The organism is Staphylococcus durrellii (genome assembly GCF_015594545.1).
GTDB lineage: Bacteria > Bacillota > Bacilli > Staphylococcales > Staphylococcaceae > Staphylococcus > Staphylococcus durrellii.
The window spans coordinates 1,740,911-1,765,715 of sequence record NZ_JADIIO010000001.1 but is presented as its reverse complement, the minus strand read 5'-3'; the positions used below and the strand labels follow the sequence as shown (position 1 = coordinate 1,765,715).

Sequence of the window (24,805 nt, the reverse complement as noted above, 5' to 3'; positions counted from 1 at the left end):
TTACGAAAGTATAACTTTCCGGTGAAGTGGGTGGATGAATATTCACAGAGTGAGACCTTTGCTATAGATATAAGTATGCTTTTCGGCATTTATGTCTATTTAGCTAAGGTCTCTATTTTTATGTACAAAAAATAAAGGAGTTGTAATTCATGGATCCAAGTTTGATTTTACCTTATTTGTGGGTACTTGTAGTTTTGGTATTCCTAGAAGGTCTTTTAGCTGCCGATAATGCTGTAGTTATGGCAGTTATGGTGAGACATTTACCGCCAGAACAACGTAAAAAAGCTTTATTTTATGGCTTATTAGGAGCGTTTATTTTTAGATTTATAGCGCTGTTTTTAATTAGCATCATTGCAAATTTCTGGTTTATTCAAGCTGCTGGGGCGCTTTATTTACTATATATGTCTTCGAAAAACCTGTATGAATTTTTTAAACATAAAGATAAAAAAGAACCAGAAGCCGGGGACGATCATCATTATGGCGAAGATGGTGAAGAAATTAAAGCAAGCCCTAAAGCTTTTTGGGGTACAGTATTTAAAGTCGAATTTGCAGATATAGCATTTGCTATTGATTCTATGTTAGCGGCGCTTGCTATAGCGATGACTATTCCAAAAGTTAATATCCATTTTGGAGGTATGGATCTAGGTCAGTTTGTTGTCATGTTCCTAGGTGGTATGATTGGCGTTATTATCATGCGTTTTGCTGCAACATGGTTTGTTGAGTTACTAAATAAATATCCCGGCTTAGAAGGTGCAGCCTTTGCCATTGTCGGCTGGGTAGGTATTAAATTGATAGTATTAGTCTTAGCGCATGAAGATATAGGCGTGTTACCTCATGAATTCCCTCATGGCGTATTGTGGCAATCTATATTCTGGTCAGTGATGATATTATTAGTAATTATTGGTTGGCTTACTTCAATAACACATAACAAAAAACATAATAAATAGTAATATAACATTTAACCCTAACAGAGTTTCAATCTGTTAGGGTTTTTAATTGATAACTAAAATAAAGTGTAAGTAACAAAAAAACGGCGGAAATTTGTTGATGATAATGATATTGTGCAATTTTATAAATATTTCGTATAGAATAATGCAGAAATTTTTGTCTTTATATGTCATAATATAAATTAATGAAGTGTGTTAGATAGGGGGAATTATGGTGGATAAAGATAAAAAACAGGTGATACCTAGAAGTAAGTATCGTCGCTCACGCCGCCAGTTTTTTCATAATGAAGAACGTGAACAACGTGTAAAATATGAACAACAGCTTCGTCAGCAACAAGCACAAAAAGATGCGACCTTAGCTCAAAATAATAAAGAACGTGTGAAAGAAAATCTACAAAAATCACGTATTGAAAAATTAACTCAAGAAGAAATACAGCATCAACAAGAAATTGCAGACAAGCGTAATAAAACATCAACAACAGATATAGATAAATCATCTGAAAGTACAAATACGCCTGACATTGATGAACAAAGTCAGACTCAGACAGAAAATACTAAAACAGCTGAGCACCATCAAGCATCATTAACTGAGAAAGATAATCAGGGTACACAAAACAATGAACATCAAGACAGTAATAGTTTTAAGAAAGACGAAGACATGTCTTCAAGTGATGTAACAAAAAACAACATATTATCAACTGGTGAAGCACAGAGTCATTCTTCAAGTAAAATAGACAAAAATAGTGATTCAGAGAAAGAAAAAAAGGATAATCATGAACAGCCATTTTATACAGAGGCATCACAACAATCGCGTGTGAACCAATTTATCTCTGATGATGAAGATATTGATGACCATACCTATAGTAGTGATAATGTAACAACATCTAATGTGAAAAGTTCAAGCAGCAATGAAGGTAGAACTAATAGTTTTTCAACTCGAACTAACAATTTCTTTGCTCAAAACTGGGCGAAAATTTTAATTGTCATAGGCGTTATTATCTTATTAACATTAATGAATTCTATATTTAATAATGTCGACCATAATGGTAATTCAAGCAATGCATTGTTTAAATCAAATAGTAAACACGATCATAAATATACGGCTACCATGAAAAGTGCCAATAGTGCAATTCGTTCAGTAGTAACTATTGAAAATGATACTAGCGATGATGCTTCTTCGGTTCAAAACGAAACTAAAGAAGCAAGAAAAGATAGTGAGTTAGGGTCTGGTGTCGTCTACAAGAAAGTGGGCGACTCTATTTTTATTATTACTAATGCACATGTAGTCGGAAATAAAGAACAACAAAAAGTTACATACGGAGACAATAAGGCCGTTACAGGCAAAGTGTTAGGTACCGATAAATGGTCAGATATCGCAGTGGTTAAAGCAAAACTCACGCAAGATTCTGATGTTAAAGCTATAAAAATGGGTGATTCTAAAAATTTAATTATAGGAGAACCACTTGTAGTAGTTGGTAATCCACTTGGTACTGAATTTAAGGGTTCAGTTTCTAAAGGAATTATTTCAGGTTTAAATAGACACGTACCAGTAGATATCGACAAAGATGATCATTATGATGTATTGATGGACGCTTTCCAGATGGATGCACCTGTAAATCCAGGTAACTCTGGCGGTGCGGTTGTAAATAGAGATGGTAAATTAATCGGGATAGCTTCGATGAAAATTAGCATGGACAATGTTGAAGGTATGGCATTTGCTGTACCAGTTAATCAAGTGCAATCAATCTCACAACAACTTGAGAAAAAAGGCAAAGTTAATTATCCTAATACAGGTGTTAAAATTATAAATACTAATGATTTAGATGATGTAGGTAAGCAATCACTTAATTTACCAAGCAAAGTAGATAATGGTGTAGTCGTAGGCGCAGTTAAGCCAAATGGACTTGCAGATAAATCAGGCTTGCAAAAAAATGATGTCATAGTAAAATTAGATGGAAAACAAGTAGAAGATACGCTTAGATATAGACAAATTATTTTCAGTCATAAAAACGATTTGAAGACATTATCTGCTCAAATTTACCGTGATGGAAAATTAAAAAATATCAAGCTCAAATTGAAGTAACATTGAGGTGAAGTAACGCTTTGTCCATTTTCAATGAATTATTTAAGAAATCCAGTCCTCAACAAGGGATAGTGATTTACTATTTAGTTGCAATTATCGTTTCGTTTTTATTATTAAACCTACCTTTTGTACATAAAGCAGGTGCCCATGTAAATCCTATAGACACACTTTTTGTTGCAGTTTCAGGCGTTAGTGTAACTGGACTTTCACCAGTTAATATCGCAGAGACTTATTCTACTTTTGGGCAGGTCATTATTATGATTATTCTAAACATTGGTGGAATTGGTGTTATGGCCATTGGTACATTATTATGGGTAGTTTTAGGTAAAAAAATTGGTATTCGTGAACGTCAATTAATAATGTTAGATAACAATAAAGATACGATGAGTGGCACGGTGAAGTTAATATTAGACATAGTTCGCACAATGCTTATTATTGAACTTGTTGGCGCCGTGTTACTAACTTTTTATTTCTATAGAGATACACCGAATATCGAATATGCGATTATGCAAGGACTTTTTGTATCGGTTTCAGCAACTACAAATGGTGGTTTAGATATTACTGGACAATCTTTAATACCTTACGCTAATGATTACTTTGTACAAACAATTGTTATGTTTTTAATTATATTAGGCTCTATTGGATTTCCAGTATTATTAGAAATCAAAGCTTATATTAAAAATAGAATTCCAAATTTTAGGTTTTCACTTTTTGCTAAAATAACAACTGTTACTTATTTGTTTCTATTTGTATTTGGTGTCATTTTTATATTACTCATCGAACATAATCATGCTTTTCAAAATATGTCATGGCATAAAAGTTTATTTTATGCACTATTTCAATCTGCAACAACAAGAAGTGCAGGGCTACAAACTATCGACGTTAGCCATTTTAGTGAAGGTACAAACTTAATCATGAGCTTCTTAATGTTTATTGGATCATCGCCAAGTTCTGTTGGTGGCGGTATACGTACTACGACTTTCGCGATATTAGTGTTATTTTTATTAAACTTTAATAACAATACGGAAAAATTATCAATTAAAGCATTTAATCGTGAAATACACACTACAGACATTCAACGTTCGTTTGCAGTTTTCACGATGGCTTCTTTTTTGACATTTATCAGTACCGTGTTAATTTTAATTATTGAACAAGGGAAAATCACATTTTTACAAGCACTCTTTGAAGTCATGTCATCATTCGGTACTTGTGGATTATCGCTTGGTGTTACAGATGATGTACACGGTACATCAAAGGTTATTTTAATGATCCTAATGTTTATAGGACGTGTAGGTTTAATCAGTTTCGTTATTATGATAGCTGGTAGAAGAGAACCGGATAAGTATCATTATCCGAAAGAACGTATTCAAATTGGTTAAGTTTATCGTCTATAATAATTAATTTAAAACTTAAACTAAAAGCCAACCAACGCTTTCCTTTATACGATAGCGTTGGTTGGCTTCTTATTATTTATAAGCTTCGAATTCTTCTGATCGGCTTCACAGAAGTCTTGTTAACAAAACTTATTTGATTACTTACTTACTACAAAAGTGACTTAATTTGATATGGACAATGCTACTCAGTTTTCTATAGCTTGTCCTCATAAGTTTAGTTGCAAATGCTTCATATACAAATTAATAGCGTAAAAAAAGATGGTCTTTTGTTTGCCATATATATATCATGAGAAACATTTCTACGTTGATTAAATAGAAAATAAATATTGAGCAGTATTACTAATAGTTGCTATTCAAAGTTTAATAAAACATGTTAAACTAGCATAGATAAAGGGGCGAGATATATGACACAGAGTGAAAAAATATCTATAGATATTATTGCGACTTCGGATATGCACAGTTATTTTTTAAATGGTCAACATGGTTCTAATATATACCGTGCTGGCACGTATGTTAATCAGATGAGACAACAAGGTAAAGAAGTACTGTTATTGGATAGTGGTGGCAGTTTGGCAGGTTCTTTAGCTGCATTTTATTATGCAGTAGTGGCACCTTATAAACGACATCCAATGATTAAATTAATGAATGCAATGAATTACGATGCCAGTGGTATAAGTCCCAATGAATTTAAATTTGGTTTATCGTTTTTCTCTAGAGCTGTGTCGCTCTCTAGATTTCCATGGTTGTCTGCAAACATAGAATATAAACAAACGAGAGAACCGTATTTCTCTACACCATATACGATTAAAGAAATTGGCGGTGTTAAGTTAGCCATCGTTGGTTTAACTTCTGATGGTTTAATGGATCGAGAATATTTCGAAATGGAGCAAGATGTGGCTATTGAAAAAACGTTATTATCTGCTAAAAGATGGATCCGTTATATTCATGAAGTCGAGGCACCAGACTTTTTAATTGTCATTTATCACGGTGGCATTAATCAATTAAATAAATCATCTAACGAACGGGAAAAAAATGTTAACCAAGCTGAAAAAATTATGCAACACGTTGGTGTGATAGATTTATTAATTACAGGACATCAACACCAAACATTTATCGGTAAAGATGAACAAACAGTTTATGTACAAGCTGGACAGAACGCCAAAAATCTAGTACATATTAATGTGGATTTTAAAAAACGTACAAGTTCATTCGAATTAGAAGATATCACTTCAGAAATTATAGATCTAAATGCATATGAAGAGGATGAAACGTTATTAACAGAAACTTATTATGATAGAAAAGCAGTCGAATTTTGGAGTGAAGAAGTAATTTCTGCACAAGATATTAATGCTAAAATCAATGGCTTGGAAGATGTTATCACTAAACCGCATCCATTTACTCAATTATTACATGACAGTATAAGGTTAATTTATGACTTTGAAATTTCATGTGTGCATTTGCCTAAAAGTGGGGAAGAGGGGCTTTCGGGTGAGATTGCTAATGTAGATTTATATAATGCTTATCCACACCCAGACATACCTATTAATTTAACGCTTAAGGGGCAACAAATTAAAGATATGTTGGAATATAGTTATTCACACATTGAATTTACTAATGGAACGTTGAGTGTGACAATTATTGATGAAACATTATGTACATTTTGGCAAGGAATAGATTATGAAATAGACATGTCTGCCGAGCCTTTTAATAGAGTTACTTTGTATAATATCAACTTGGATCATATGTATAGAGTAAGTATGACTGATTATTGTTATCGTAATTTCCGACAATATTTAGAAAATACTGTTGTCCATGGTACAGAAAATGTGACGATGAATGATTTAATAGCTCGTAACTTAAAAAATAAAAATTATAAAATACAAGATAAACAAAGTTTTAAAGTCAAAATGTAACCATAAGTAACTAAAATTAAAAATTTAGTAAATCAAGAAGATGAGAAAGCATTCTTAGTTATACATGATGTACGTGACGTCTTAGGTAGTACATTTATAAATAACATAACTTAAAAGTGAAATATAAAAAGCGTCTCAATTAGTTAATTAATTGAGACGCTTTTTATAATGTAAGTTATGTATTATCCATTAAAAATTAACAAGATAACAACTGCTACAATTTGTGCAATAATCGTTGTAGCAATTCTGCGTGTATATAAATAACTAACAGATAATATAAGTTGAATGACAAAAATGAACAATACTATCCATAAATTATCTAAGTAATAAAAAAGAGACGCAGAACAAAGTGCAGTTATGATGATACTAAGCCAATTTGGTATCTTTAAATTGATGAGTTCTTTTTGTAATACTGTACGCATATATAACTCATGACATGGAATTACAAAAATTAATGTAATAAGCATTTGCCATTTGTAATAAACACCAGTGTGAGCTAATTGTTTAACTAATTGAGCATAAGTCAAATCATAAGATAATGCGGCAAATATAAGTTGAATAACAATCAGCACTATACCACTTAAAATACCTACACCGATTGATGATAAAAGGCGTTTAGAGTTTATGTCTCTTTGATAGAAAACATAACTCACGCCTGCAATTAACATAATACCGGTATATAAATTCCAGTATTCTTGTTTTTCACCCCACATGAGGTACAAAATGATATGAAATACAATAAAACTAATAATATACCATAACAATGCATTTGAAATTCTTTTCATATTTTTTATCCTTCTTGATCAACAATTTTATATCTTTTATGATTAATAACAGTTTTTTCAGGTAAATCTAATTGAGCGAAATTTTCCATAATAGTTAAGTCAACAATGACCGAGTTATCATTTATTTTTTCCACTCTGCCTTTTAAGCCATCATAAAATTCTACAATATTACCTACTTCAGCGACAGTCATGTAAAATCCTCCCTAGAAATGTTTACTAGCATATATTGTACTAAAATTTTGAACACAAATAAACAAATAACTATTAAGACGCGTGAAATAAAATAACTTTAAAAAGAAATATTTAATTTGAGAGTATATAATTGGCATTTTTAATAAAAATAATGCATAAATAAGATAAGGGCAGTTAAGAGGTTAAGGAGTGGAGAAACAATGAAATTTGTTAGTAACAATAATATTACAGATCCAACGGTAAATTTAGCCATGGAAGAATATGTTTTAAAAAATATGCCTAATGATGATAGTTATTTTCTATTTTACGTGAACAGGCCTTCTATAATTATTGGTAAAAATCAAAATACAATCGAAGAAGTAAACCAAGAATATGTAGAAAAGCACAATATAGACGTGGTTAGACGTATTTCAGGTGGTGGCGCAGTATACCATGATACTGGTAATCTGAATTTTAGTTTTATTACTGATGACGATGGCAATAGTTTCCATAACTTTAAAAAATTTACGGAACCGATTGTAGAAGCTTTAAAGTCATTGGGTGTAGATGCAGAAATGAGTGGACGAAACGATATTCAAGTCGGGCAAGCCAAAATTTCAGGCAATGCAATGGTTAAAGTAAAATCACGAATGTTTAGCCATGGTACTTTGATATTAAACAGTGATTTAAATGAGATACAAAATGCACTGCGTGTCAATCCTGCTAAGATAAAATCTAAAGGAATTAAATCGGTACGTAGTCGTGTAGCAAATATTGTAGAATTTTTGGATGAACCAATTGATATTGATACATTTAAAAAAGTAATTTTAAAAACAATTTTTGGTGAAGCGGATCACGTAGAAGAATACAAACTAACTGATCACGACTGGGAAAAAATTGAACAATTAAGTAATGAAAAATATCGTACATGGGAATGGAATTATGGTAAAAATCCAAAATACAATTTCGTTAGAGAAGAAAAGTTTGAAAAAGGATTTGTTCAACTCAAGTTTGATGTAAAAAAAGGTAGAATTGAGCATGCTAAAATATTTGGGGATTTCTTTGGGGAAGGAGATATTACTGAACTAGAGCACGCACTAGAAGGAACGTTACACGAGTTTGATAGTATTGCTGAAGCACTATCACAATATGATATGCGACATTACTTTGGAGATATTGACCGTTATGAACTAATAAGACTGATGTCATAAGACAAAACAAAAAGTCTATTCACTTACTAATAAATTTAGTAGGGAATAGACTTTTTATAATAAATGTGAGCTATTTAACTTAAACAACTAGAAATTCCTCCAGATGTTTATATTCTTCTGTGTAGCGTTTGAAGTCTTGTTCGTTCTTATTCTGAAGCGCTTTGTCGATTAATGTTTCTAACTGCTCTTTTCGAACATTTCGTAAAGATTCATCTATGATAAGTTCGATACCTAGGTCATTAATTGTAGAAACAAAAGATTCTAATGTATTATATTTTACATTTGTATTATGTTTCATCTCCAACACACCCCTTCTATATATTTAAGTTAATTATACAATTATTAAATTTTGAAATCAATGAATATTCTGACATTTTAGAAGAAAAAGGTGTAAAAGTAAACTGTAATTTATTATTTACTGTAAAAAGTTTTGCTCATTTATATAATAAATGATAAAAAAGAAAAATAATTAAATATATTATTGATTTTATAATTTTGTTGATATACGATGTAGTCAATAAAATCGAAGGAGGCGATTGCAATAATTAGTAAATACGTCATAAAGAAAGGAGACATGGTAGTCCAACCGTTTGATACAAAGGAACGAAAATATGGTGGTACAAGAATTTTAAAATATAAGCAAGCAACTAAAGAATTTAAAGAAAGGGCACACAAAATTATTGAACGCTCGTGTCGTTTTTATGGTAGCAGTTATCATTTTAAAAAAGAGGACACCATAAGAATCACAGGAATCATTAGTAAACCCCCAATTCTATTTACCCCTCTATTTCCCACATACTTTTTCCCAACACACTCTGATAGAAAAGATGAAAATACATGGATTAACATTCATTATGTGCAAAGTATTAAAACGCTAAAAGATAGAAAATGTAAAGTAACATTTGTTGATAACCAAAATGTAAATATTGATATATCAGCACATAGTATGAAACACCAATATTTAAATGCTATTTATTATTATTATATGATGGATAGAGAAGCTAGAATAACAACATTTGATCCAGATGCACCGATTGATTATACAAAACCTCAATTAAATATTTACGAGGCGCTAGCTAAGTATTCATTATTTGAACATAAATAAGATTTTAAAAATTTTTCATGTAAAAATGGAATATGCGGAATAATATAGTAAATTAGTGTAAATGTTCCGCATATTTTTTGTTCTTTCTACTTGAAAAATTGTTTGTAATTGATATAATAATATTTGTGCTTGATAAGAAGTACTGTTATTCCACAGTAGCTCAGTGGTAGAGCTATCGGCTGTTAACCGATCGGTCGTAGGTTCGAGTCCTACCTGTGGAGCTATTGGAAACGTACTCAAGTTGGCTGAAGAGGCGCCCCTGCTAAGGGTGTAGGTCGCGAGAGCGGCGCGAGGGTTCGAATCCCTCCGTTTCCGTAAAAATATAAAATACAAGAAAATTGTATTTGGTAATTAATGTAGAACGTTGTTAAATCAACGTTCTTTTTTTTATTTGCGTTAAACTCTGTGATTATTTGTTTGAAATATTTTGACTAAGTTATCCATTTATTTGGATAATTTATAACTTTTGTTTTAAATGGAACTATCATTAATGGTGAAAACGCAAGTCATTCATTTGTAAAACAGGCAATAAATCCCAATAAGATATTTATCATAATAAATAACATTAATAGTCTTAGTAGTAAATGGAAAAAGTAATAATAACTCCAAAATAAAATTACAAAGCGTATGAGATATAAACACTTCTGACGTTCAAGCAAATAATACGAATGAAGCATACAGGATAAAACTATACCTCAGGTAAGCATGCCTGGTAAAAATTGTTGGATTTTAAATACAAAAAAGGACTCATCCATTTAATATGGATGAGCCTTTTTATGAGAATGAGATTCATGATCTAGACTCTTTAAATGTACTTTAATTATTGTGATTTATCATTGTTATCATTGTTATCATCTTTCTTATTTTTGCTACTATTGCTACTTTTACTAATTAATCGTTTAATGCCTCTAACGATATAACCGACAGCAAGAGCACGTATTATTCTTTGTATTAGTTGTTGCATAAGCTACCTCCTAAGATATTGCAATTATATAGTTATCCTTACCCTTACCCCATAATCGTATCTTTAAGTCGTAACTTAATAAAAAAATCATAATTTTAGTGAAAAACAATCATGCCATCTGAGTCAGCTTTTTTGAAGAAAATAGTGATAATTCCGCTAATAATTGCCACAATATAAGGAATGCCAGTCCAAAAGAAAATGATGTGTAACACGCCTTGAAAAACTTGATTGGCGTAAAATTTATGGACGCCAATCCAGCCTAATAAAAATGCTAAAATAACATATATAACTTTGTTTACTTTCATAAAAAAATCCTTTCTAATGATTAATTTCATTTTATTGCTCAACATAAGAGAAGGTCAATAAATGTTCAATCTTACTTAAATTTCATAAATTTTAGGTTGTTGATTATTTCAAAATTTAGTTGATGTTATAATATAATATGAATGATAAAGCATATTAATTTAAAGGAGAAATAATATGATTAGAAAAGCAACAGCATCAGATAAAGAAGCAATTGCAGAGCTTTGTTATATCATATGGGAAGAATTAGATATTGATATGGTAAAACAAATTGAACGTGAAAGATTATTAAAGGTTATGCAAAAAAGTATAGTCGATATTCGTTATAGAGGCAATATCTCCAACATATGGATTTATGAAATTGACGGTAATGTCGCAGGGTGCTTAATTGCTTATCCAGGCAAAGATGAACTGGAATTGGAACGGGCATGGTTAGAGTTAGACGTCGATGATGATATTAAGGCATTAGGTACGCCGATGCCTATGAAGGAATCGAACGATGATGAATATTACATTGAAACAATCGCAACATTTCCTAATTATCGAGGCAGAGGTGTTGCTACGAAATTAATGCAACATGTAATAAATCAAGAACCGACTGCCAAATGGAGTTTGAATTGTGATTATCATAATGAACGTGCGTATTATGTTTACAATAAATTTGGCTTTAAGACACTTAGTGATATTAATTTATACGGACATAAACACAGACATATGGTTTACGACGGTAATAAGGCGACTTCAAAATAAAAAAAATCGACCTTATTCAAAGGTCGATTAAAACATTATTTAAATGCCACCTAATAAGGCGCTAATGTAAATACCTAAGGCATAGAGTATGCCGAAGAACGTATTCGTTTTACCAGTAGCTTCCATAGCAGCCATCATAGTTGCTGGTGTATCATACTTTTTAAATCTACGTACTGCTTTAATTGGCATTGGGAATGATAGCAATGCAAGTAGGAAGAATATAGAACCACCCGGTCTGAAGAAAGCTAAGAATATAACTAACGCAAATGCAATGATATACATTAAACCTAGGAAACGTACTGAATTATTCTTTCCTAAAAGAATTGGGAGCGTATAGCGTCCTTTTTCTTTATCATTTACACGATCTCTGATGTTATTTGCCATGTTAATCATCGCTATCGTTATGACTATAGGTAAGCTAATCCAAAAAGCATAAGCATGAAAATTACCTGTTTGAATAAAGAATGATAAAACGATAATAATCATTCCCATAAAGAAACCAGAGAATAGTTCTCCCAATGGTGTCCATGATATAGGTAAAGGGCCTCCTGTATAAAGATAACCAATAGCCATACAGACTAAACCAATAGGTATGATCCAAAATGAACTTTGTGCTGCTAAGAAAATACCGAGTAAGGCTGCAATAATATAAAATAAAATAGCTAGATTCAGGACGAGTTTAGGACTCATGCCATTACGTACGATTGCGCCACCTATACCTACAGAGTTATGATCATCTAAGCCTTTTTTGAAGTCGTAGTATTCATTAAACATGTTTGTCGCAGCTTGTATTAATAAACAAGCTATTAACATCGCTAAAAATAAGCTGAGTTTAAGATGATCTTCACTACCTAATAAAAAAATCTTTGCCGAAGCTGTACCTACTAATACGGGTACAATAGCAGCAGTTAAGGTATGAGGTCTCATAAGTAGCCAATATTTTCTGACAGTAGAATATTGTTGATATTGTGATGCCATATATAAATTACCTCGTATTCTAAAAAATATACTTTGATAGAGTTATTTTAATAGAAGTTACGCCTGAGGTCAACTTACGGTAGTTTAAAGGGTATAAATTTAAGCAAGATTTAGTACAGAGATTGTGAAAGATGGTACAATATAATAATGAGTGAAATTTGAAATATGAAAGAAGTGAACGAGATGAGTGTGGACGTCAGGGAAGATGAAATTGTCGCAGCGGTGCACGCAAGTGAACGTACTTGGGTTTCGGTTGAAGCTCAAATAGACTATGAACTTGACCCGACTATTTTATTTCAATTGACCGAAGAAAATGCTGGGGATCGCTTTTATTTTAAAAAGAATGATAGTACAGCCTCATATTTTGGTTACGGTACTATTAAACGTTTGAAAAACAATTTAGACAACAAACAATCTATCTTCCAAGAGTGGAAAAAAGATAAAAATGATATCGAATTAATACATCCTAATTCGACTTATCACCATTTAAGAATATGCGGTGGTTTCCAATTTTCATCACATAAAAATAGTGATGAATGGGATGAATTTGGTCTTAACCATTTTATACTCCCTGAAGTATTAGTAACAATAAGTAACGGAATGTCTTTTGTCACTTATACTGGTAAGCGACAAAACTTCGATATAAGTCATTTCAAAGCTATTATCGAACATTTAACGCAATCGGCAAAGAATGCGCATGCTGAAATGGGACAGGTTCAATCTATCGACGATATTTACAAGGAAGAGTGGCGTGATTTAGTAAAAGAAACTATTGATAAATTGAATGGTAATAACAAAGTAGTATTAGCTCGCAAAAGATTAATAGAGTTTAATAAACCTATTGATATTGCTTATATACTTAAGCAAGCAATGCAAGGTGAAAAAAATAGTTATTTAGTAGTTTTAGAATCAGCCAGTAGCATTTTCTTTTCACAAACGCCTGAACAATTAATGGAAGTTCAAGAGGATGTGCTTTATACCAAAGCAATAGCTGGTACGATTAGTCGCTCTCATAAAGAATCAGTTGACCAACAAAACATTGAAGCATTTTTGAATGACAATAAAAATTTAAGCGAACATCAATTTGTAGTTAAAAGTATCTTACATGATATAGAGCCCTATGTTAACACTGTAGAATACAACGATAGTCCTAAAATTTTAGCTAATGATCATTTGTATCATTTGTTAACTGAAATTAGAGGCGATTTAAAAAGCGAATCTTATATCGGACTATTAGATAATTTACATCCTACGCCAGCTTTAGGTGGGTTTCCTAAAGAAGCAGCAGTTAAATATATAGATGATAACGAATTTGGTACGAGAGGCTTGTATGGCGCTCCAGTGGGATATATCGATATGTATGATAACTGTGAGTTTGTAGTTGCCATTAGATCTATGCTGATAAAAGGGCAATATGCAACTTTATATGCAGGTTGTGGCATTGTAAATAATTCAAATCCTGACAGTGAAGTAGAAGAAACGGCAATAAAATTCACCCCAATGATGAAAGCTTTAGGAGTAGATAAAGATGATGAATCATAAAGAAGCCTTAACAAAACAAGTTTATACATTAGCATCTGAATTATATGCGTATGGAATAAGAGAGGTTGTTATTAGTCCAGGGTCACGTTCAACACCATTGGCAATTGCGATTGAAGCTCATCCAAAGTTAACTTCTTGGATACATCCAGATGAACGTAGTGCTGCATTTTTTGCATTAGGTTTAATGAAAGGTAGCGAAAAACCTGTTGCAATATTATGTACTTCAGGCACTGCAGCTGCTAATTACACGCCAGCAATAGCTGAAAGCCAAATAAGTAGATTACCATTAGTTGTATTAACAAGTGATAGACCACATGAGTTAAGGGGCATTGGTGCACCACAAGCAATTAATCAAACGCAAATGTTTGAAAACTATGTACAGTATCAGTTCGATTTTCCAATCGCTGACAGTGGTGAATATGAAGATAAAATGGCTGACACGATTGCTTTACAATTACAAAAGTCAAGCCAACATCTCTACGGACCACATAGAGGACCTATTCACTTTAATTTACCGTTTAGAGAGCCGTTAACACCTGATTTAGAAGAAAGAAGTATGTTAACTTCTAATGTTAAACCTATGCCACATTATCAAAAAACTGCAACTTTAAATGAAATCGCAACGATCATCAAGAAAAAAAGGGGCTTAATTATTGTTGGAGATGTGCAACACGAAGACGTAGATCAAATTTTAACTTTTGCTACAATTCATGATGTGCCGATATTAGCAGATCCATTAAGTCAATTACGTAAAGTGAAACACCCTAACGTTATTGCTACTTACGATTTATTATATAGAGCGGGTTTAGATACTGAAGTAGATTTTATCATTAGAGTTGGTAAGCCAGTCATATCAAAAGCTTTAAATCAATGGTTAAAACGAACTAAAGCCTACCAAATCTTAGTTCAGAATAACGATCGACCTGATGCCTTTCCAATTGCGCCGGACATTTCCTATGAAATATCGGCTAATGATTTCTTTAGACAATTAGCTGAAGTATCATCAGTTGATCGCTTAAAATGGCTACAATATTGGCAAGATTTAGAGAAAAGAGCAAAAGTAAAAATAAAAGAATACGTATATAATGCGAACGATGAAGCGGCTTATGTTGCACATTTACTAGATAAATTAACCGACGAAGACACATTATTTGTAAGCAATAGTATGCCAATTAGAGACGTAGATAATTTATTCATAGACTGTGAAGCGGAAATGTATGCGAACCGTGGAGCTAATGGTATTGACGGGGTTGTATCGACAGCTATTGGTATGGCTGCCCATAAAAAAGTGACTTTGCTAATTGGTGATTTAGCCTTTTATCATGATATGAATGGCTTACTGATGTCTAAATTAAATGATATCAATTTAAATATTATTTTATTAAATAATGATGGTGGTGGTATTTTCTCTTATTTACCACAAAAAAATAGTGCAGAGGAATATTTCGAACGTTTATTTGGTACGCCAACTGGCTTGAATTTTGAACATGCTGCCTTACTGTATAATTTTACCTACAAAAAAATAGATAATATTGAAGACTTTAAATATGAATCATTATCTCAAATAGGCGCCCATATTTATGAAGTAATCACTGATAGAGATGTAAATAAAGAACAACACACCATACTTTATAGTAAGCTAGGGGAAATAGTTAATGCTAAATTATAATTTTCACAAAGCAAAAAATGATAGTACTAAATTATTAGTTTTACTTCATGGGTTTATTAGTGATCATACAAGTTTTAATCATCTATTATCGTCATTTACAAGCAATGTAAATGTATTAACGATAGACTTACCGGGTCATGGTAGCGACGAGACTAACAGTGAAGAAGAATGGAACTTCAAAACGATTAGCCATTATTTAGATGAAACATTACGAAATTTCACAAATTATGATATTTATTTACATGGTTATTCTATGGGTGGCAGAGTTGCAATATATTATGCACTTAATGGTAAAATGGAAATGCATGGTTTGATACTTGAAAGTACGTCGGCGGGCATCGATTCTGAAGACAATCGTATAGAACGTCAACAGGTTGATAAAGCACGAGCGAAAGTATTGGATATCGCAGGTTTAGAAATATTCGTAAATGATTGGGAAAAATTACCATTATTTCAAACGCAATATGATTTAGATAAATCAATACAGCAACGGATTAGAACGATGCGAATGAATCAAAACCCTGCACGTTTGGCCCAAGCATTAAGAGAATACGGTACTGGTAACATGCCTAACTTATGGCATGATATTAAAAATATTCATATACCAACGTTAATCATAGTTGGCGAATTGGATCGGAAGTTTGGTGAAATTAGTCAGCGTTTAACTACTGAGATACCCAATACAGAAGTTATAAAAATTTCTAACGTTGGACATACTGTTCACGTGGAAGATGCTGAAGAATTTGATAAAATAGTATTAGGTTTTTTAAATAAGGAGGAGCAAAATGACTAGACAGTGGGAAACAATTAAAGAATATAGAGAGATAAAATATGAATTTTACAATGGTATAGCAAAGGTAACTATTAATAGACCTGAAGTACGCAATGCCTTTACGCCAGATACAGTGCAAGAAATGATAGATGCATTTAGTCGTGCAAGAGACGATCAACGTATTTCTGTAATTATTTTAACTGGCGAAGGTGACAAAGCATTTTGTTCCGGCGGTGATCAAAAGAAACGTGGCCACGGTGGCTATGTTGGAGAAGATCAAATTCCTCGTTTAAATGTTTTAGACTTGCAACGTTTAATCCGAGTAATCCCTAAACCAGTCATTGCAATGGTAAGAGGATATGCTATTGGTGGAGGAAACGTATTAAACGTAGTATGTGACCTTACAATTGCTGCTGATAATGCCATCTTCGGCCAAACAGGACCTAAAGTTGGTTCATTTGATGCAGGATATGGTTCTGGCTACTTAGCACGCATAGTTGGTCATAAAAAAGCACGCGAAATATGGTATTTATGTCGTCAATACAATGCGCAAGAAGCATTGGATATGGGCTTAGTTAATACAGTTGTTCCTTTAGCTGATATAGAAGACGAAACAGTTAAATGGTGTGAAGAAATTATGCAACATTCTCCAACTGCTTTAAGATTCTTAAAAGCTGCAATGAATGCTGATACAGATGGTTTAGCAGGATTGCAACAAATGGCTGGAGATGCAACATTATTGTATTACACTACAGACGAAGCTAAGGAAGGTCGAGATGCGTTTAAAGAAAAACGTGACCCTGACTTTGATCAATTCCCTAAATTCCCATAAAAATAAATCTAAACGTTTGGTACACAAATATCTCAAACTTCAACAAAACAAAAATAGCAATTTCTATTTAATATCAATAGAAATTGCTATTTTTATACCTCGTAATAATTAATAAAATTCAAACGAAAGTGATCTTTGTGAGTCCATATTGGTTTTATTTTAATTAGATAAATTTAATTATAATTAGCGGTCATAAATTTTTTTAATCGGCGCATACCTTCTTTAAGCACATCAAGTTCATATGCATAAGAAATTCTGACATGACCTTTGCCGTAATTAGTAAAGGAAGAACCAGGGACAATTGCTAAATGAGCTTCTTCAAGTAATTTCACACAAAAGGCGAAATCATCATTTGTGAATTTAGAAATATCAGGGAATATATAAAAAGCCCCTTCAGGTTGAGCATTTAAATCAAAACCTAATGCTTTAAGTTCTGAAATTAAATAATTTTTACGTTCAATATATGCTTCATTCATATATTGAGGTGCTTCCAAACCTTCATTTAACGCTGCGATACATGCTACTTGTGCAGGAACATTTGCACAGATACAATTATATGCATGCATAAATGTAAGTTTTTCAATTAGGTAAAATGGGCCTACTAAAAATCCTATGCGAATACCTGTTGCAGAATGAGACTTACTTAAGCCGCCAATTAATAGCAACTGATCTCTTAATAAAGAAAATTGTGCAAAAGATGTATGTTCACCATCAAAAGTATTTTCAGCATAAATTTCGTCACTAATAACAAAAATTTCATGTTTGCTTAAAGTGTAAGCTATTGCTTCAACTTCATCATAGGTTAATGTTACACCTGTAGGATTAGTAGGGTAATTTAGTAAAATAGCTTTTGTTTGTTGTGTCACATGTTGTTCTATAGCCTCGGGTGTTACTTTATAAGCTGTCGAAGTGGTATCTATATAAACTGGGACGCCACCAAGCGTTTCAATTAATGGAATATAACCAGCGTATATTGGGCCTGGAATAATTATTTCATCTCCGGGGTTTAATATACTTCTTAACGCTGTGTCTATAGCTTCACTTGCACCATTCGTAATGATAATTTCTTCTTCATCATAGAAAAAGCCATATTTATTATTAAAATATTTACTTACGGCCTGTCTTGTTTCACTTAAGCCTTTATTGTGAGAATAACTTGTCATATTTTCGTTGATAGCATTAATATAAGCATCCTTCACAACTTGTGGCATTGTAAAGTCGGGTTGTCCTATAGTCAAGTTTACGCAATCATCTATATCCTTCATACGATTAGAGAATTGACGAATACTTGGTGCTCTCAAAAATTGAGAATGGTCATTTAATGATAGTTGCATGATTTCACCTCAAAAAATAAAAAATTCCGAATTGTTATCAACAATCTAGAGAAGGTCATTTGAACAATTCAAATTACTTCTAGCATAACATAGATTGCAGTATAACAATTCGGTTAAATACTTAGTCCCGGTAATTTGCCGGTCGTTTTAAATGAATGACAGGATTTGTCCATTTTGCTACAAAATGCGTAGATAGCACATATACGATAATCGCCGCCATTAAAAGTAAGTATATAAAAGTAAATATTGATGTTGGTGATTTAAATGGATGAAAATCAAAAGCTTTTATAATGCCGATAAAAAGTCCGTGTAATAAATATACTTGCATAGTTCTTCTACCTATATAAGTAAAGAAATGTTTTCTTTTTGGTGTTAAATTGAAGAACGCAAACATCAAAGTAAAAATGCCACAATAAATGACAAGTCGTTTAATTGGGCTATATACACCTTCTTTGTCTTCTAACGAAATGTAACTAGCTCTTCCGAATAACCAATCAGATTTAATAGGGTGAATCGTGTAACCAAAGTAAAAAACTATAAATATAATAATGGATATCGGAATAAGCTTTTTGTTTCTAAATATAGCAGTGTGATGTTTATTGAATAGATAACCTAAATAGAATATAGGGAAAAATGTGATTGTTCTAGATAAGCTTAAATATTGTCCAATGTCATCAGAGAAGCCTGCTAATAACGCTATAATAACTACTAAAGGTAAGATGATGTATGGTTTATAGTCTTTCACTATAACTAATATAATATGGAAGAAGAATAGTGTTAGTAAGAACCATAACGCAAAAACTGGATCAAATGGATCGAATGTTAATTTACTTTCCTTACCTGTAAAGTAATAAAAAACTGAAAAGAAGGCAAAGAAAATAAAATATGGGATTAATAATTTTTTTGATACCTTTTCTATATAGCCAGCTTGGCCCGCTTTTTTCGCAAAGTATCCTGAAATAAATAAGAAACCTGGCATGTGAAAACTATAAATTGTTAAATATAATGATGTGATAAATCCACTAGAACTCCTATAAGGTTCTATTAAATGTCCAAATACGACAAGAAATATTAATAGGGCACGTGCATTATCAAAAAAGTAATCTCTTTCTTTAATTTGTGTCATGATTCTGCTCCTTTAGTAAATGCTCAATATATATAATTTATTATAAAAACTATCACTATTGCAACAAAATTGAGTAATAACCAGTTTATTGTTGTGAGATATTACAAACGATTTTATAATAAAAACAATATAAAAGTAGTGGAGATGATCAACTTTGTATAAACAACTAGAAAAATTATTAACACACACAAGCAATGAATTAAACTTAGTTAGTAGAAGACTTGGACAGTATACTGAATTATCTTCTGAACAAATTGAATTGTTGACTATTGTTTTTAACCACTCCAATTTATCACAATATGAATTAACGATGAAACTTAACAAGGAACAATCCATTGTATCACGTTGGATTAAGAAACTATGTAAACTAGGTTATCTGAAAAGTGTTCAAAATAAAACAGACTTAAGATGTAAAGACATCATATTGACTGAAAAATCTCGCATATTAATACAACAAATAATCAATAGTAGAGTAGAGTTGATTGAAGCACGATGTCAGGGATTAACTGATGAAGATATTCAGCGCTTTAAAACACTTTTAATGAAATTGGCTGGACGTTATCAATGCAATTAAATATTTTTGAGTAATGAGGCTAAAATTTAAAAGTATAAGATAACTCATATCAATAGAAATAAATAAAATATATTAATATTTAAAATTTGAGGCTGAGACGTTTTAACGACGTCCCAGCCTTTTAAATGTTGTTTAATAAATTTTGGCATTAAATATACGTATTAATATCGAAATATTTTCCTACTTGTCCCATTGAATCATAAAAACCTTTAATGCGTGTTGCGTTATGTTTCGCCCAATTAACGTCAGTAGCATATTGATGCGTTCCTGGGTTTGATGGATTCCAACGCATTTTGTATAGCGTGTTTTGACCTTGATGTATATATGAGTTTGCGATGAATTTAGCACCGCCGATAATTGCTTTTCTTACAGTGTTCCAACCTTCTTGTTTCGCACGGATAAAGCCTTGTCTTACTGCGTCACTATCATATGCACCGATACCAAACATATTGTAATACTTAGTAGGGGCTTTAGTGTTTACTTTATTATTTATCACATCGCCACCATTAGCTAATGTAGAAGTACCATTACCAGTTTCTAATAAGGCATGTGAAATAAGATAAACTTCATTAATGTTATAAGTTTTAGCTGCTTCCTTAAATGCGGCACCCTGACCTTGTAAAATACCTTTTCCTTGCAGTAGTTTATCTAAATCTGTTGCACTTATATCTTGAGATTTGTCTAAACGTAAGAATTGATATTTTTGTGTTTTGTCTTTAGATAATGTAGCAGTATTCATAGCATTTTTAATTTCACTTAAACTAGCATTATTCCAAGTTCCAGGCACGCGTTGAATTTGTGGTTTGAAAGGTAAACCATATTGTTTAGCAGCTGCTTGATCTAAAGTTTTTCCAGTACTGATATATTTGATAAGTTCTTTACGTAAATCTGACTCTTTAATCCATACCTTTTTGCCATTTTCTAATTTTCCATGGTACCAAGTAACACCATTAATTACTATTTTTTCATAACTTGCAAAAATAGTTGAATAGTATTGATTTAATGAACCAGCAGTCTTAGCAGTAGGTGAGTCATAGAAATAACCTGTTTTGTTATACACGACATAATCAAATTTTTGTTTTTGAGCTCTATTGTAATCAACTGGTTTAGCTTTAGTAATTGGCTTCTTCACAATCGGTGTTTTAGCTTTAATACCTAAGTCTTTTAAAGCAATCCATCCAGTTTTATTGTTTACCGTCCCGTATACATATTCATCTTTATCAACAAACACTGATTTCGAAGATGTGAACGTCTTGTTGCTAAGTTTTTTCGATTGCTCTAATACTTGAGATTTCGTGCCCCAAGGCATTGCATAAAGGCCACTATTAGTTGATTTAACAACATACTCACCTTTTTTAGCAGCTGCTTTACTTAAACTACGAGTATTAATATGTTTAGTATCGACCCAACCAATAGGTGTAGCATTTGTACTATTTTGGATTAAAACATATGTCGTATTACCTTGTTTACGTTGCTTAGTCACATTAAATGTTTTACCTGCATATTTTGAACCATCTTTTGTAGTTTTATCATAAACTGATGCTTTAATTCCTAGTTTTGAAGGACTCGTTTGTCCAACTTTACTTACGTTTTGAGTTTGATTTGTTTTAGGTTTAGCAGCTGCAACTGAACTAGTTTTAGCACTAGTCGCTTCTTTAACTGTAATATCACCAGTTTGTAACCAACCCAAATTGGTTTTGGATTTACTATCAGTAATGAGGTAGAAAGATTTACTACCCAAGTTCGCTTTTTTAGATAATTGATATGTTTTACCTGCATATTTTGAACCATCTTTTGTAGTTTTATCATATACAGTAGTGTAAACTCCATGGTTAGAAGATTTAACCGTACCTTGTGTATTTTTCAATGATTTTACCGTTAATTGGTTGTTAGTAGAAGCGGCAATTTTTTTAACCGTTACATCACCAGTTTGCATCCAACCTAAGTTAGTTTTTGATTTATTATCAGTAATGAGATAAAAAGATTTACTACCTAGTGTCGCTTTTTTAGATAATTGATATGTTTTACCGTTAATTGTTGAGTTCTTTTTACCTACTGTATCGTAAACAGAAGTATAAAGACCATTATTAGTAGCTTTAACCGTACCTTGTGTATTGGTTAAGTTACTTACTGTTAGTTTACCAGTTGGTGTAGCGTTTCCAGTATTGCTTCCGGAAGGTTTTGTGCTGCCACTTGAACTAGTTGTCCCCCATGCTGCTACTTTGCCAGTTTTAATCAAATATTTTTCATTAATTAAATCATACAGTTCATCATATGTGTAGCCGTGTGATTGTAAGTACCCGTGTGGGTCAGAGTGATCAGTACCGCCTAAATAATTACTTACTGCTTTATGTGTCCAAACTGTACCTTGACCATCATATTCCGAGCTATCAGGTTTTAAACCATAGTATTGTAAGTTAGTCGCTGCATAATCAGCATAATTATTAATTGACCGAGCAAAATCATCTGCAGTATGAGTATGCACTAATTCAACATGAATAAATCTATCATTAGCGGCTGGTCCAGCACCCCAAGCTAAATAATCTGTATTAGCTGTTTCGATAACTCTGTTTCCATCAACATAAGCATGCACAAAAGCTGAATTATAGTTATTCTTCATATAGTTAACTTCGCCTTGAATTGTTGAGTTATCATTAGCTGTATCATGCATTACGATACCTTCTGGTTTACCGTTTCTATAACTATATTTTGGTAAATAACTAGCGATGTCTTCTTCGTAATTTGGTACAGCGTAATTTTTACTACGGATGTAATCATTTATAGAAGACTTAACTTGTGGTGTGTACTTAGGTAAACTAGTTTTCGCTATTGTAGTTGCTTCTTTTTTAACGGCAGGTTTTTGAGTCGTATTTGTAGCTGTAAGTGTACGTAATTTCGGTGCCGCTGACGCTGACCTAAAAGTTGCAGTGCCTGTGGTAGCAGTTGTCTTGTCTTTTTGACTTACATTTGTTGGTTGTGTAGCAATTGGTTGTTTTTGAGTCGTATTAGGTGTAGCTGTTTTTATTTGTGCCGTAGCAACCGTATTTTGAATATCGTTGGTTTTAACAGTAACTTTCGGTTTAGACGTTGCTTGTTTAGTTAAAACAGCGTCAGAATTAACGACAGTTGATTGAGCAGTAGGTTGTTTTTGAGTACTGTCATCAGCAGTCGTAGAAGCTACTTGTTTAGACGTTGCTTGTTCAGTTGAACCAGCGTTAGAATTAACGTCAGTTGATTGAGCAGTAGGTTGTTTTTGAGCACTGTCATCAGCAGTCGTAGAAGCTACTTGTTTAGATGTTGCTTGTTCAGTTGATTCAACGTCAGAATTAACGACAGTTGATTGAGCAGTAGGTTGTTTTTGAGCACTGTCATCAGCAGTCGTAGAAGCTACTTGTTTAGACGTTGCTTGTTCAGTTGAACCAGCGTCAGAATTAACGACAGTTGATTGAGCAGTAGGTTGTTTTTGAGCACTGTCATCAGCAGTCGTAGAAGCTACTTGTTTAGACGTTGCTTGTTCAGTTGAACCAGCGTTAGAATTATCGTCAGTTGATTGAGCAGTTTGTGTCGAACCAACCACATTATTCTCAATATTATTATTTTGTACGTTAAAGTTAAATGAATTTTGATTGTCAGTTTGCTTTTCTTCATTTGTCGAAGATTTTGTTTGGTCTACATTTTTATCATCTGGCTGAATGGCATTTGTGTCACTAGCAGTTTGCAACTTATTATCAAATTCATTAGTTTGGCTAGCTGTTTTATTTGATGCTTCTTGGCTAGTTTTATTTTCTTCAGTACTATTTGAATCATCAATTTGTTTTCGGCCAGTTTCTAGTTGATTATTTGCGCTTGAGCTGTCAGTTGAATCATTATTGTTATGTAGGTTATCTAATGTTGCTTCATAGTTTTGACTATCATTATTGACTTGTTCTTTAACAACAGTAGGATCTTGATAAATCTGTTTCCCAGAAATATTAGTAGTTGGATTACTTACGTCATTTTTGATTTGTTCACTTTGTTTTATTGTGCTGTCATCGTTTAAAACATTTTTGTTAGTTGCTTGATCTTGGGTTTTCTCAGAAGCATGCGCATGATGAGTTGTCAAAGCGGTTCCAGCTAAAGTTAGAGCGATAATTGAAGGTGCTTTGTAATTAAATTTTTTTGACATATTACTACCCCTTTACAATATAATGATTAATTTATCTAATTATAATACGCCGAAAACTATCTTGTTTGTTTTTCATTAATTTGTAATGAAATAGTAATGTACAAAATTTAAGAAAAATACCTTGAAAGCTTGGTAAATCTATATTTCATTTGAAAAATCATGTATTTAAATATTACAAATAAAAAAA

21 protein-coding genes, 2 tRNA genes and 1 pseudogene are annotated in these 24,805 nt (G+C 32.3%); 15 read left to right on the top strand and 9 right to left on the bottom strand.

Features of this window, described 5'->3' with window-relative positions; genetic code table 11:
* Positions 1–149: 149 nt before the first annotated feature.
* The 5 genes and pseudogenes from ISP02_RS08480 to ISP02_RS08460 form a co-directional block, all read left to right on the top strand.
* Positions 150–947, top strand: a complete 798-nt coding sequence (locus ISP02_RS08480) for a TerC family protein (protein WP_195721136.1) — start codon at positions 150–152, stop codon at positions 945–947.
* 214 nt (positions 948–1,161) lie between these two features.
* Positions 1,162–3,030 (top strand): trypsin-like peptidase domain-containing protein, encoded by a 1,869-nt coding sequence (locus ISP02_RS08475; protein WP_195721852.1) that lies wholly within the window; start codon positions 1,162–1,164, stop codon positions 3,028–3,030.
* A 20-nt stretch (positions 3,031–3,050) separates the two neighbouring features.
* Positions 3,051–4,409 (top strand): TrkH family potassium uptake protein, encoded by a 1,359-nt coding sequence (locus ISP02_RS08470; RefSeq protein WP_195721135.1) that lies wholly within the window; start codon positions 3,051–3,053, stop codon positions 4,407–4,409.
* Between the two features lie 419 nt (positions 4,410–4,828).
* Positions 4,829–6,337 carry a bifunctional metallophosphatase/5'-nucleotidase gene (locus tag ISP02_RS08465; RefSeq protein ID WP_195721134.1) on the top strand — a complete coding sequence of 503 codons (1,509 nt, stop codon included), beginning with the start codon at positions 4,829–4,831 and terminating at the stop codon, positions 6,335–6,337.
* A 6-nt stretch (positions 6,338–6,343) separates the two neighbouring features.
* Positions 6,344–6,451 (top strand): annotated as a pseudogene (locus tag ISP02_RS08460) (DUF2179 domain-containing protein); the annotation flags it as partial.
* Between the two features lie 68 nt (positions 6,452–6,519).
* Here the strand turns inward: ISP02_RS08460 and ISP02_RS08455 are convergent.
* Complete coding sequence (locus ISP02_RS08455; RefSeq protein ID WP_195721133.1) at positions 6,520–7,122, bottom strand: CPBP family glutamic-type intramembrane protease; 603 nt, start codon at positions 7,120–7,122, stop codon at positions 6,520–6,522.
* 5 nt (positions 7,123–7,127) lie between these two features.
* Positions 7,128–7,313: a YkvS family protein gene (locus ISP02_RS08450; RefSeq protein WP_048792739.1), complete on the bottom strand. Its 186-nt coding sequence runs from the start codon at positions 7,311–7,313 to the stop codon at positions 7,128–7,130.
* Between the two features lie 201 nt (positions 7,314–7,514).
* Here ISP02_RS08450 and ISP02_RS08445 point away from each other — a divergent pair, with 201 nt between their 5' ends.
* Positions 7,515–8,504, top strand: a complete 990-nt coding sequence (locus tag ISP02_RS08445) for a lipoate--protein ligase (RefSeq protein WP_195721132.1) — start codon at positions 7,515–7,517, stop codon at positions 8,502–8,504.
* 79 nt (positions 8,505–8,583) lie between these two features.
* Here ISP02_RS08445 and ISP02_RS08440 read toward each other — a convergent pair whose 3' ends face one another.
* On the bottom strand, positions 8,584–8,802 hold the full coding sequence (locus ISP02_RS08440) for an IDEAL domain-containing protein (RefSeq protein ID WP_195721131.1): 219 nt from the start codon (positions 8,800–8,802) through the stop codon (positions 8,584–8,586).
* 243 nt (positions 8,803–9,045) lie between these two features.
* Between ISP02_RS08440 and ISP02_RS08435 the strand changes: the two genes are divergently transcribed.
* The 3 genes from ISP02_RS08435 to ISP02_RS08425 all read left to right on the top strand — a co-directional run bounded on the left by ISP02_RS08435 (position 9,046) and on the right by ISP02_RS08425 (position 9,924).
* Positions 9,046–9,609 (top strand): competence protein ComK, encoded by a 564-nt coding sequence (locus ISP02_RS08435; protein WP_195721851.1) that lies wholly within the window; start codon positions 9,046–9,048, stop codon positions 9,607–9,609.
* 149 nt (positions 9,610–9,758) lie between these two features.
* Positions 9,759–9,830: transfer RNA gene (locus ISP02_RS08430), tRNA-Asn, on the top strand.
* Positions 9,831–9,835: 5 nt separating this feature from the next.
* Positions 9,836–9,924, top strand: a tRNA-Ser gene (locus ISP02_RS08425).
* A gap of 505 nt (positions 9,925–10,429) precedes the next feature.
* On the opposite strand, the gene ISP02_RS08420 is transcribed toward ISP02_RS08425, so the two are convergent.
* Both ISP02_RS08420 and ISP02_RS08415 read right to left on the bottom strand, forming a co-directional pair.
* Positions 10,430–10,573, bottom strand: a complete 144-nt coding sequence (locus tag ISP02_RS08420) for a hypothetical protein (RefSeq protein WP_195721130.1) — start codon at positions 10,571–10,573, stop codon at positions 10,430–10,432.
* Between the two features lie 95 nt (positions 10,574–10,668).
* The gene (locus ISP02_RS08415) at positions 10,669–10,878 is read right to left on the bottom strand and encodes a TM2 domain-containing protein (RefSeq protein ID WP_195721129.1); all 210 of its coding nucleotides are present in this window, start codon (positions 10,876–10,878) and stop codon (positions 10,669–10,671) included.
* Between the two features lie 175 nt (positions 10,879–11,053).
* Here ISP02_RS08415 and ISP02_RS08410 point away from each other — a divergent pair, with 175 nt between their 5' ends.
* The gene (locus ISP02_RS08410; protein ID WP_195721128.1) at positions 11,054–11,626 is read left to right on the top strand and encodes a GNAT family N-acetyltransferase; all 573 of its coding nucleotides are present in this window, start codon (positions 11,054–11,056) and stop codon (positions 11,624–11,626) included.
* A gap of 39 nt (positions 11,627–11,665) precedes the next feature.
* On the opposite strand, the gene ISP02_RS08405 is transcribed toward ISP02_RS08410, so the two are convergent.
* Positions 11,666–12,604 (bottom strand): 1,4-dihydroxy-2-naphthoate polyprenyltransferase, encoded by a 939-nt coding sequence (locus ISP02_RS08405; protein ID WP_195721127.1) that lies wholly within the window; start codon positions 12,602–12,604, stop codon positions 11,666–11,668.
* 183 nt (positions 12,605–12,787) lie between these two features.
* On the opposite strand from ISP02_RS08405, the gene ISP02_RS08400 reads away from it, so the two are divergent.
* Genes ISP02_RS08400 through menB form a run of 4 tightly spaced genes read left to right on the top strand, consistent with a single transcriptional unit; the run spans position 12,788 to position 17,419 of the window.
* A complete protein-coding gene (locus tag ISP02_RS08400; protein WP_195721850.1) occupies positions 12,788–14,146 on the top strand; it encodes an isochorismate synthase in 1,359 nt (452 codons plus the stop codon).
* Positions 14,133–15,815: a 2-succinyl-5-enolpyruvyl-6-hydroxy-3-cyclohexene-1-carboxylic-acid synthase gene (gene menD, locus ISP02_RS08395; RefSeq protein ID WP_195721126.1), complete on the top strand. Its 1,683-nt coding sequence runs from the start codon at positions 14,133–14,135 to the stop codon at positions 15,813–15,815. The genes ISP02_RS08400 and menD overlap by 14 nt, the downstream gene beginning before the upstream one ends.
* Complete coding sequence (gene menH / locus ISP02_RS08390; protein ID WP_195721125.1) at positions 15,802–16,608, top strand: 2-succinyl-6-hydroxy-2,4-cyclohexadiene-1-carboxylate synthase; 807 nt, start codon at positions 15,802–15,804, stop codon at positions 16,606–16,608. Before menD ends, menH begins: the two co-directional genes overlap by 14 nt.
* On the top strand, positions 16,601–17,419 hold the full coding sequence (menB, locus tag ISP02_RS08385; RefSeq protein ID WP_195721124.1) for a 1,4-dihydroxy-2-naphthoyl-CoA synthase: 819 nt from the start codon (positions 16,601–16,603) through the stop codon (positions 17,417–17,419). Before menH ends, menB begins: the two co-directional genes overlap by 8 nt.
* A gap of 173 nt (positions 17,420–17,592) precedes the next feature.
* Here the strand turns inward: menB and ISP02_RS08380 are convergent, their stop codons facing one another.
* Positions 17,593–18,753 carry an aminotransferase class I/II-fold pyridoxal phosphate-dependent enzyme gene (locus ISP02_RS08380; RefSeq protein WP_195721123.1) on the bottom strand — a complete coding sequence of 387 codons (1,161 nt, stop codon included), beginning with the start codon at positions 18,751–18,753 and terminating at the stop codon, positions 17,593–17,595.
* A 121-nt stretch (positions 18,754–18,874) separates the two neighbouring features.
* Positions 18,875–19,879 (bottom strand): acyltransferase family protein, encoded by a 1,005-nt coding sequence (locus tag ISP02_RS08375; RefSeq protein ID WP_195721122.1) that lies wholly within the window; start codon positions 19,877–19,879, stop codon positions 18,875–18,877.
* Positions 19,880–20,033: 154 nt separating this feature from the next.
* On the opposite strand from ISP02_RS08375, the gene ISP02_RS08370 reads away from it, so the two are divergent.
* A complete protein-coding gene (locus tag ISP02_RS08370; protein WP_195721121.1) occupies positions 20,034–20,453 on the top strand; it encodes a MarR family transcriptional regulator in 420 nt (139 codons plus the stop codon).
* A gap of 148 nt (positions 20,454–20,601) precedes the next feature.
* Here the strand turns inward: ISP02_RS08370 and ISP02_RS08365 are convergent, their stop codons facing one another.
* Positions 20,602–24,618 (bottom strand): glucosaminidase domain-containing protein, encoded by a 4,017-nt coding sequence (locus ISP02_RS08365; RefSeq protein ID WP_195721120.1) that lies wholly within the window; start codon positions 24,616–24,618, stop codon positions 20,602–20,604.
* Between the last annotated feature and the right edge of the window lie 187 nt (positions 24,619–24,805).

What these genes read in the sequence shown, in the direction of transcription:
- menH (WP_195721125.1), top strand. Translation starts at nt 15,802, where the DNA reads ATGCTAAATTATAATTTTCACAAAGCAAAAAATGATAGTACTAAATTA.
- ISP02_RS08465 (WP_195721134.1), top strand. Translation starts at nt 4,829, where the DNA reads ATGACACAGAGTGAAAAAATATCTATAGATATTATTGCGACTTCGGAT.
- ISP02_RS08410 (WP_195721128.1), top strand. Translation starts at nt 11,054, where the DNA reads ATGATTAGAAAAGCAACAGCATCAGATAAAGAAGCAATTGCAGAGCTT.
- ISP02_RS08405 (WP_195721127.1), bottom strand. Translation starts at nt 12,604, where the DNA reads ATGGCATCACAATATCAACAATATTCTACTGTCAGAAAATATTGGCTA.
- menB (WP_195721124.1), top strand. Translation starts at nt 16,601, where the DNA reads ATGACTAGACAGTGGGAAACAATTAAAGAATATAGAGAGATAAAATAT.
- ISP02_RS08380 (WP_195721123.1), bottom strand. Translation starts at nt 18,753, where the DNA reads ATGCAACTATCATTAAATGACCATTCTCAATTTTTGAGAGCACCAAGT.
- ISP02_RS08440 (WP_195721131.1), bottom strand. Translation starts at nt 8,802, where the DNA reads ATGAAACATAATACAAATGTAAAATATAATACATTAGAATCTTTTGTT.
- menD (WP_195721126.1), top strand. Translation starts at nt 14,133, where the DNA reads ATGATGAATCATAAAGAAGCCTTAACAAAACAAGTTTATACATTAGCA.
- ISP02_RS08375 (WP_195721122.1), bottom strand. Translation starts at nt 19,879, where the DNA reads ATGACACAAATTAAAGAAAGAGATTACTTTTTTGATAATGCACGTGCC.
- ISP02_RS08455 (WP_195721133.1), bottom strand. Translation starts at nt 7,122, where the DNA reads ATGAAAAGAATTTCAAATGCATTGTTATGGTATATTATTAGTTTTATT.
- ISP02_RS08415 (WP_195721129.1), bottom strand. Translation starts at nt 10,878, where the DNA reads ATGAAAGTAAACAAAGTTATATATGTTATTTTAGCATTTTTATTAGGC.
- ISP02_RS08400 (WP_195721850.1), top strand. Translation starts at nt 12,788, where the DNA reads ATGAGTGTGGACGTCAGGGAAGATGAAATTGTCGCAGCGGTGCACGCA.
- ISP02_RS08420 (WP_195721130.1), bottom strand. Translation starts at nt 10,573, where the DNA reads ATGCAACAACTAATACAAAGAATAATACGTGCTCTTGCTGTCGGTTAT.
- ISP02_RS08445 (WP_195721132.1), top strand. Translation starts at nt 7,515, where the DNA reads ATGAAATTTGTTAGTAACAATAATATTACAGATCCAACGGTAAATTTA.
- ISP02_RS08450 (WP_048792739.1), bottom strand. Translation starts at nt 7,313, where the DNA reads ATGACTGTCGCTGAAGTAGGTAATATTGTAGAATTTTATGATGGCTTA.
- ISP02_RS08365 (WP_195721120.1), bottom strand. Translation starts at nt 24,618, where the DNA reads ATGTCAAAAAAATTTAATTACAAAGCACCTTCAATTATCGCTCTAACT.
- ISP02_RS08480 (WP_195721136.1), top strand. Translation starts at nt 150, where the DNA reads ATGGATCCAAGTTTGATTTTACCTTATTTGTGGGTACTTGTAGTTTTG.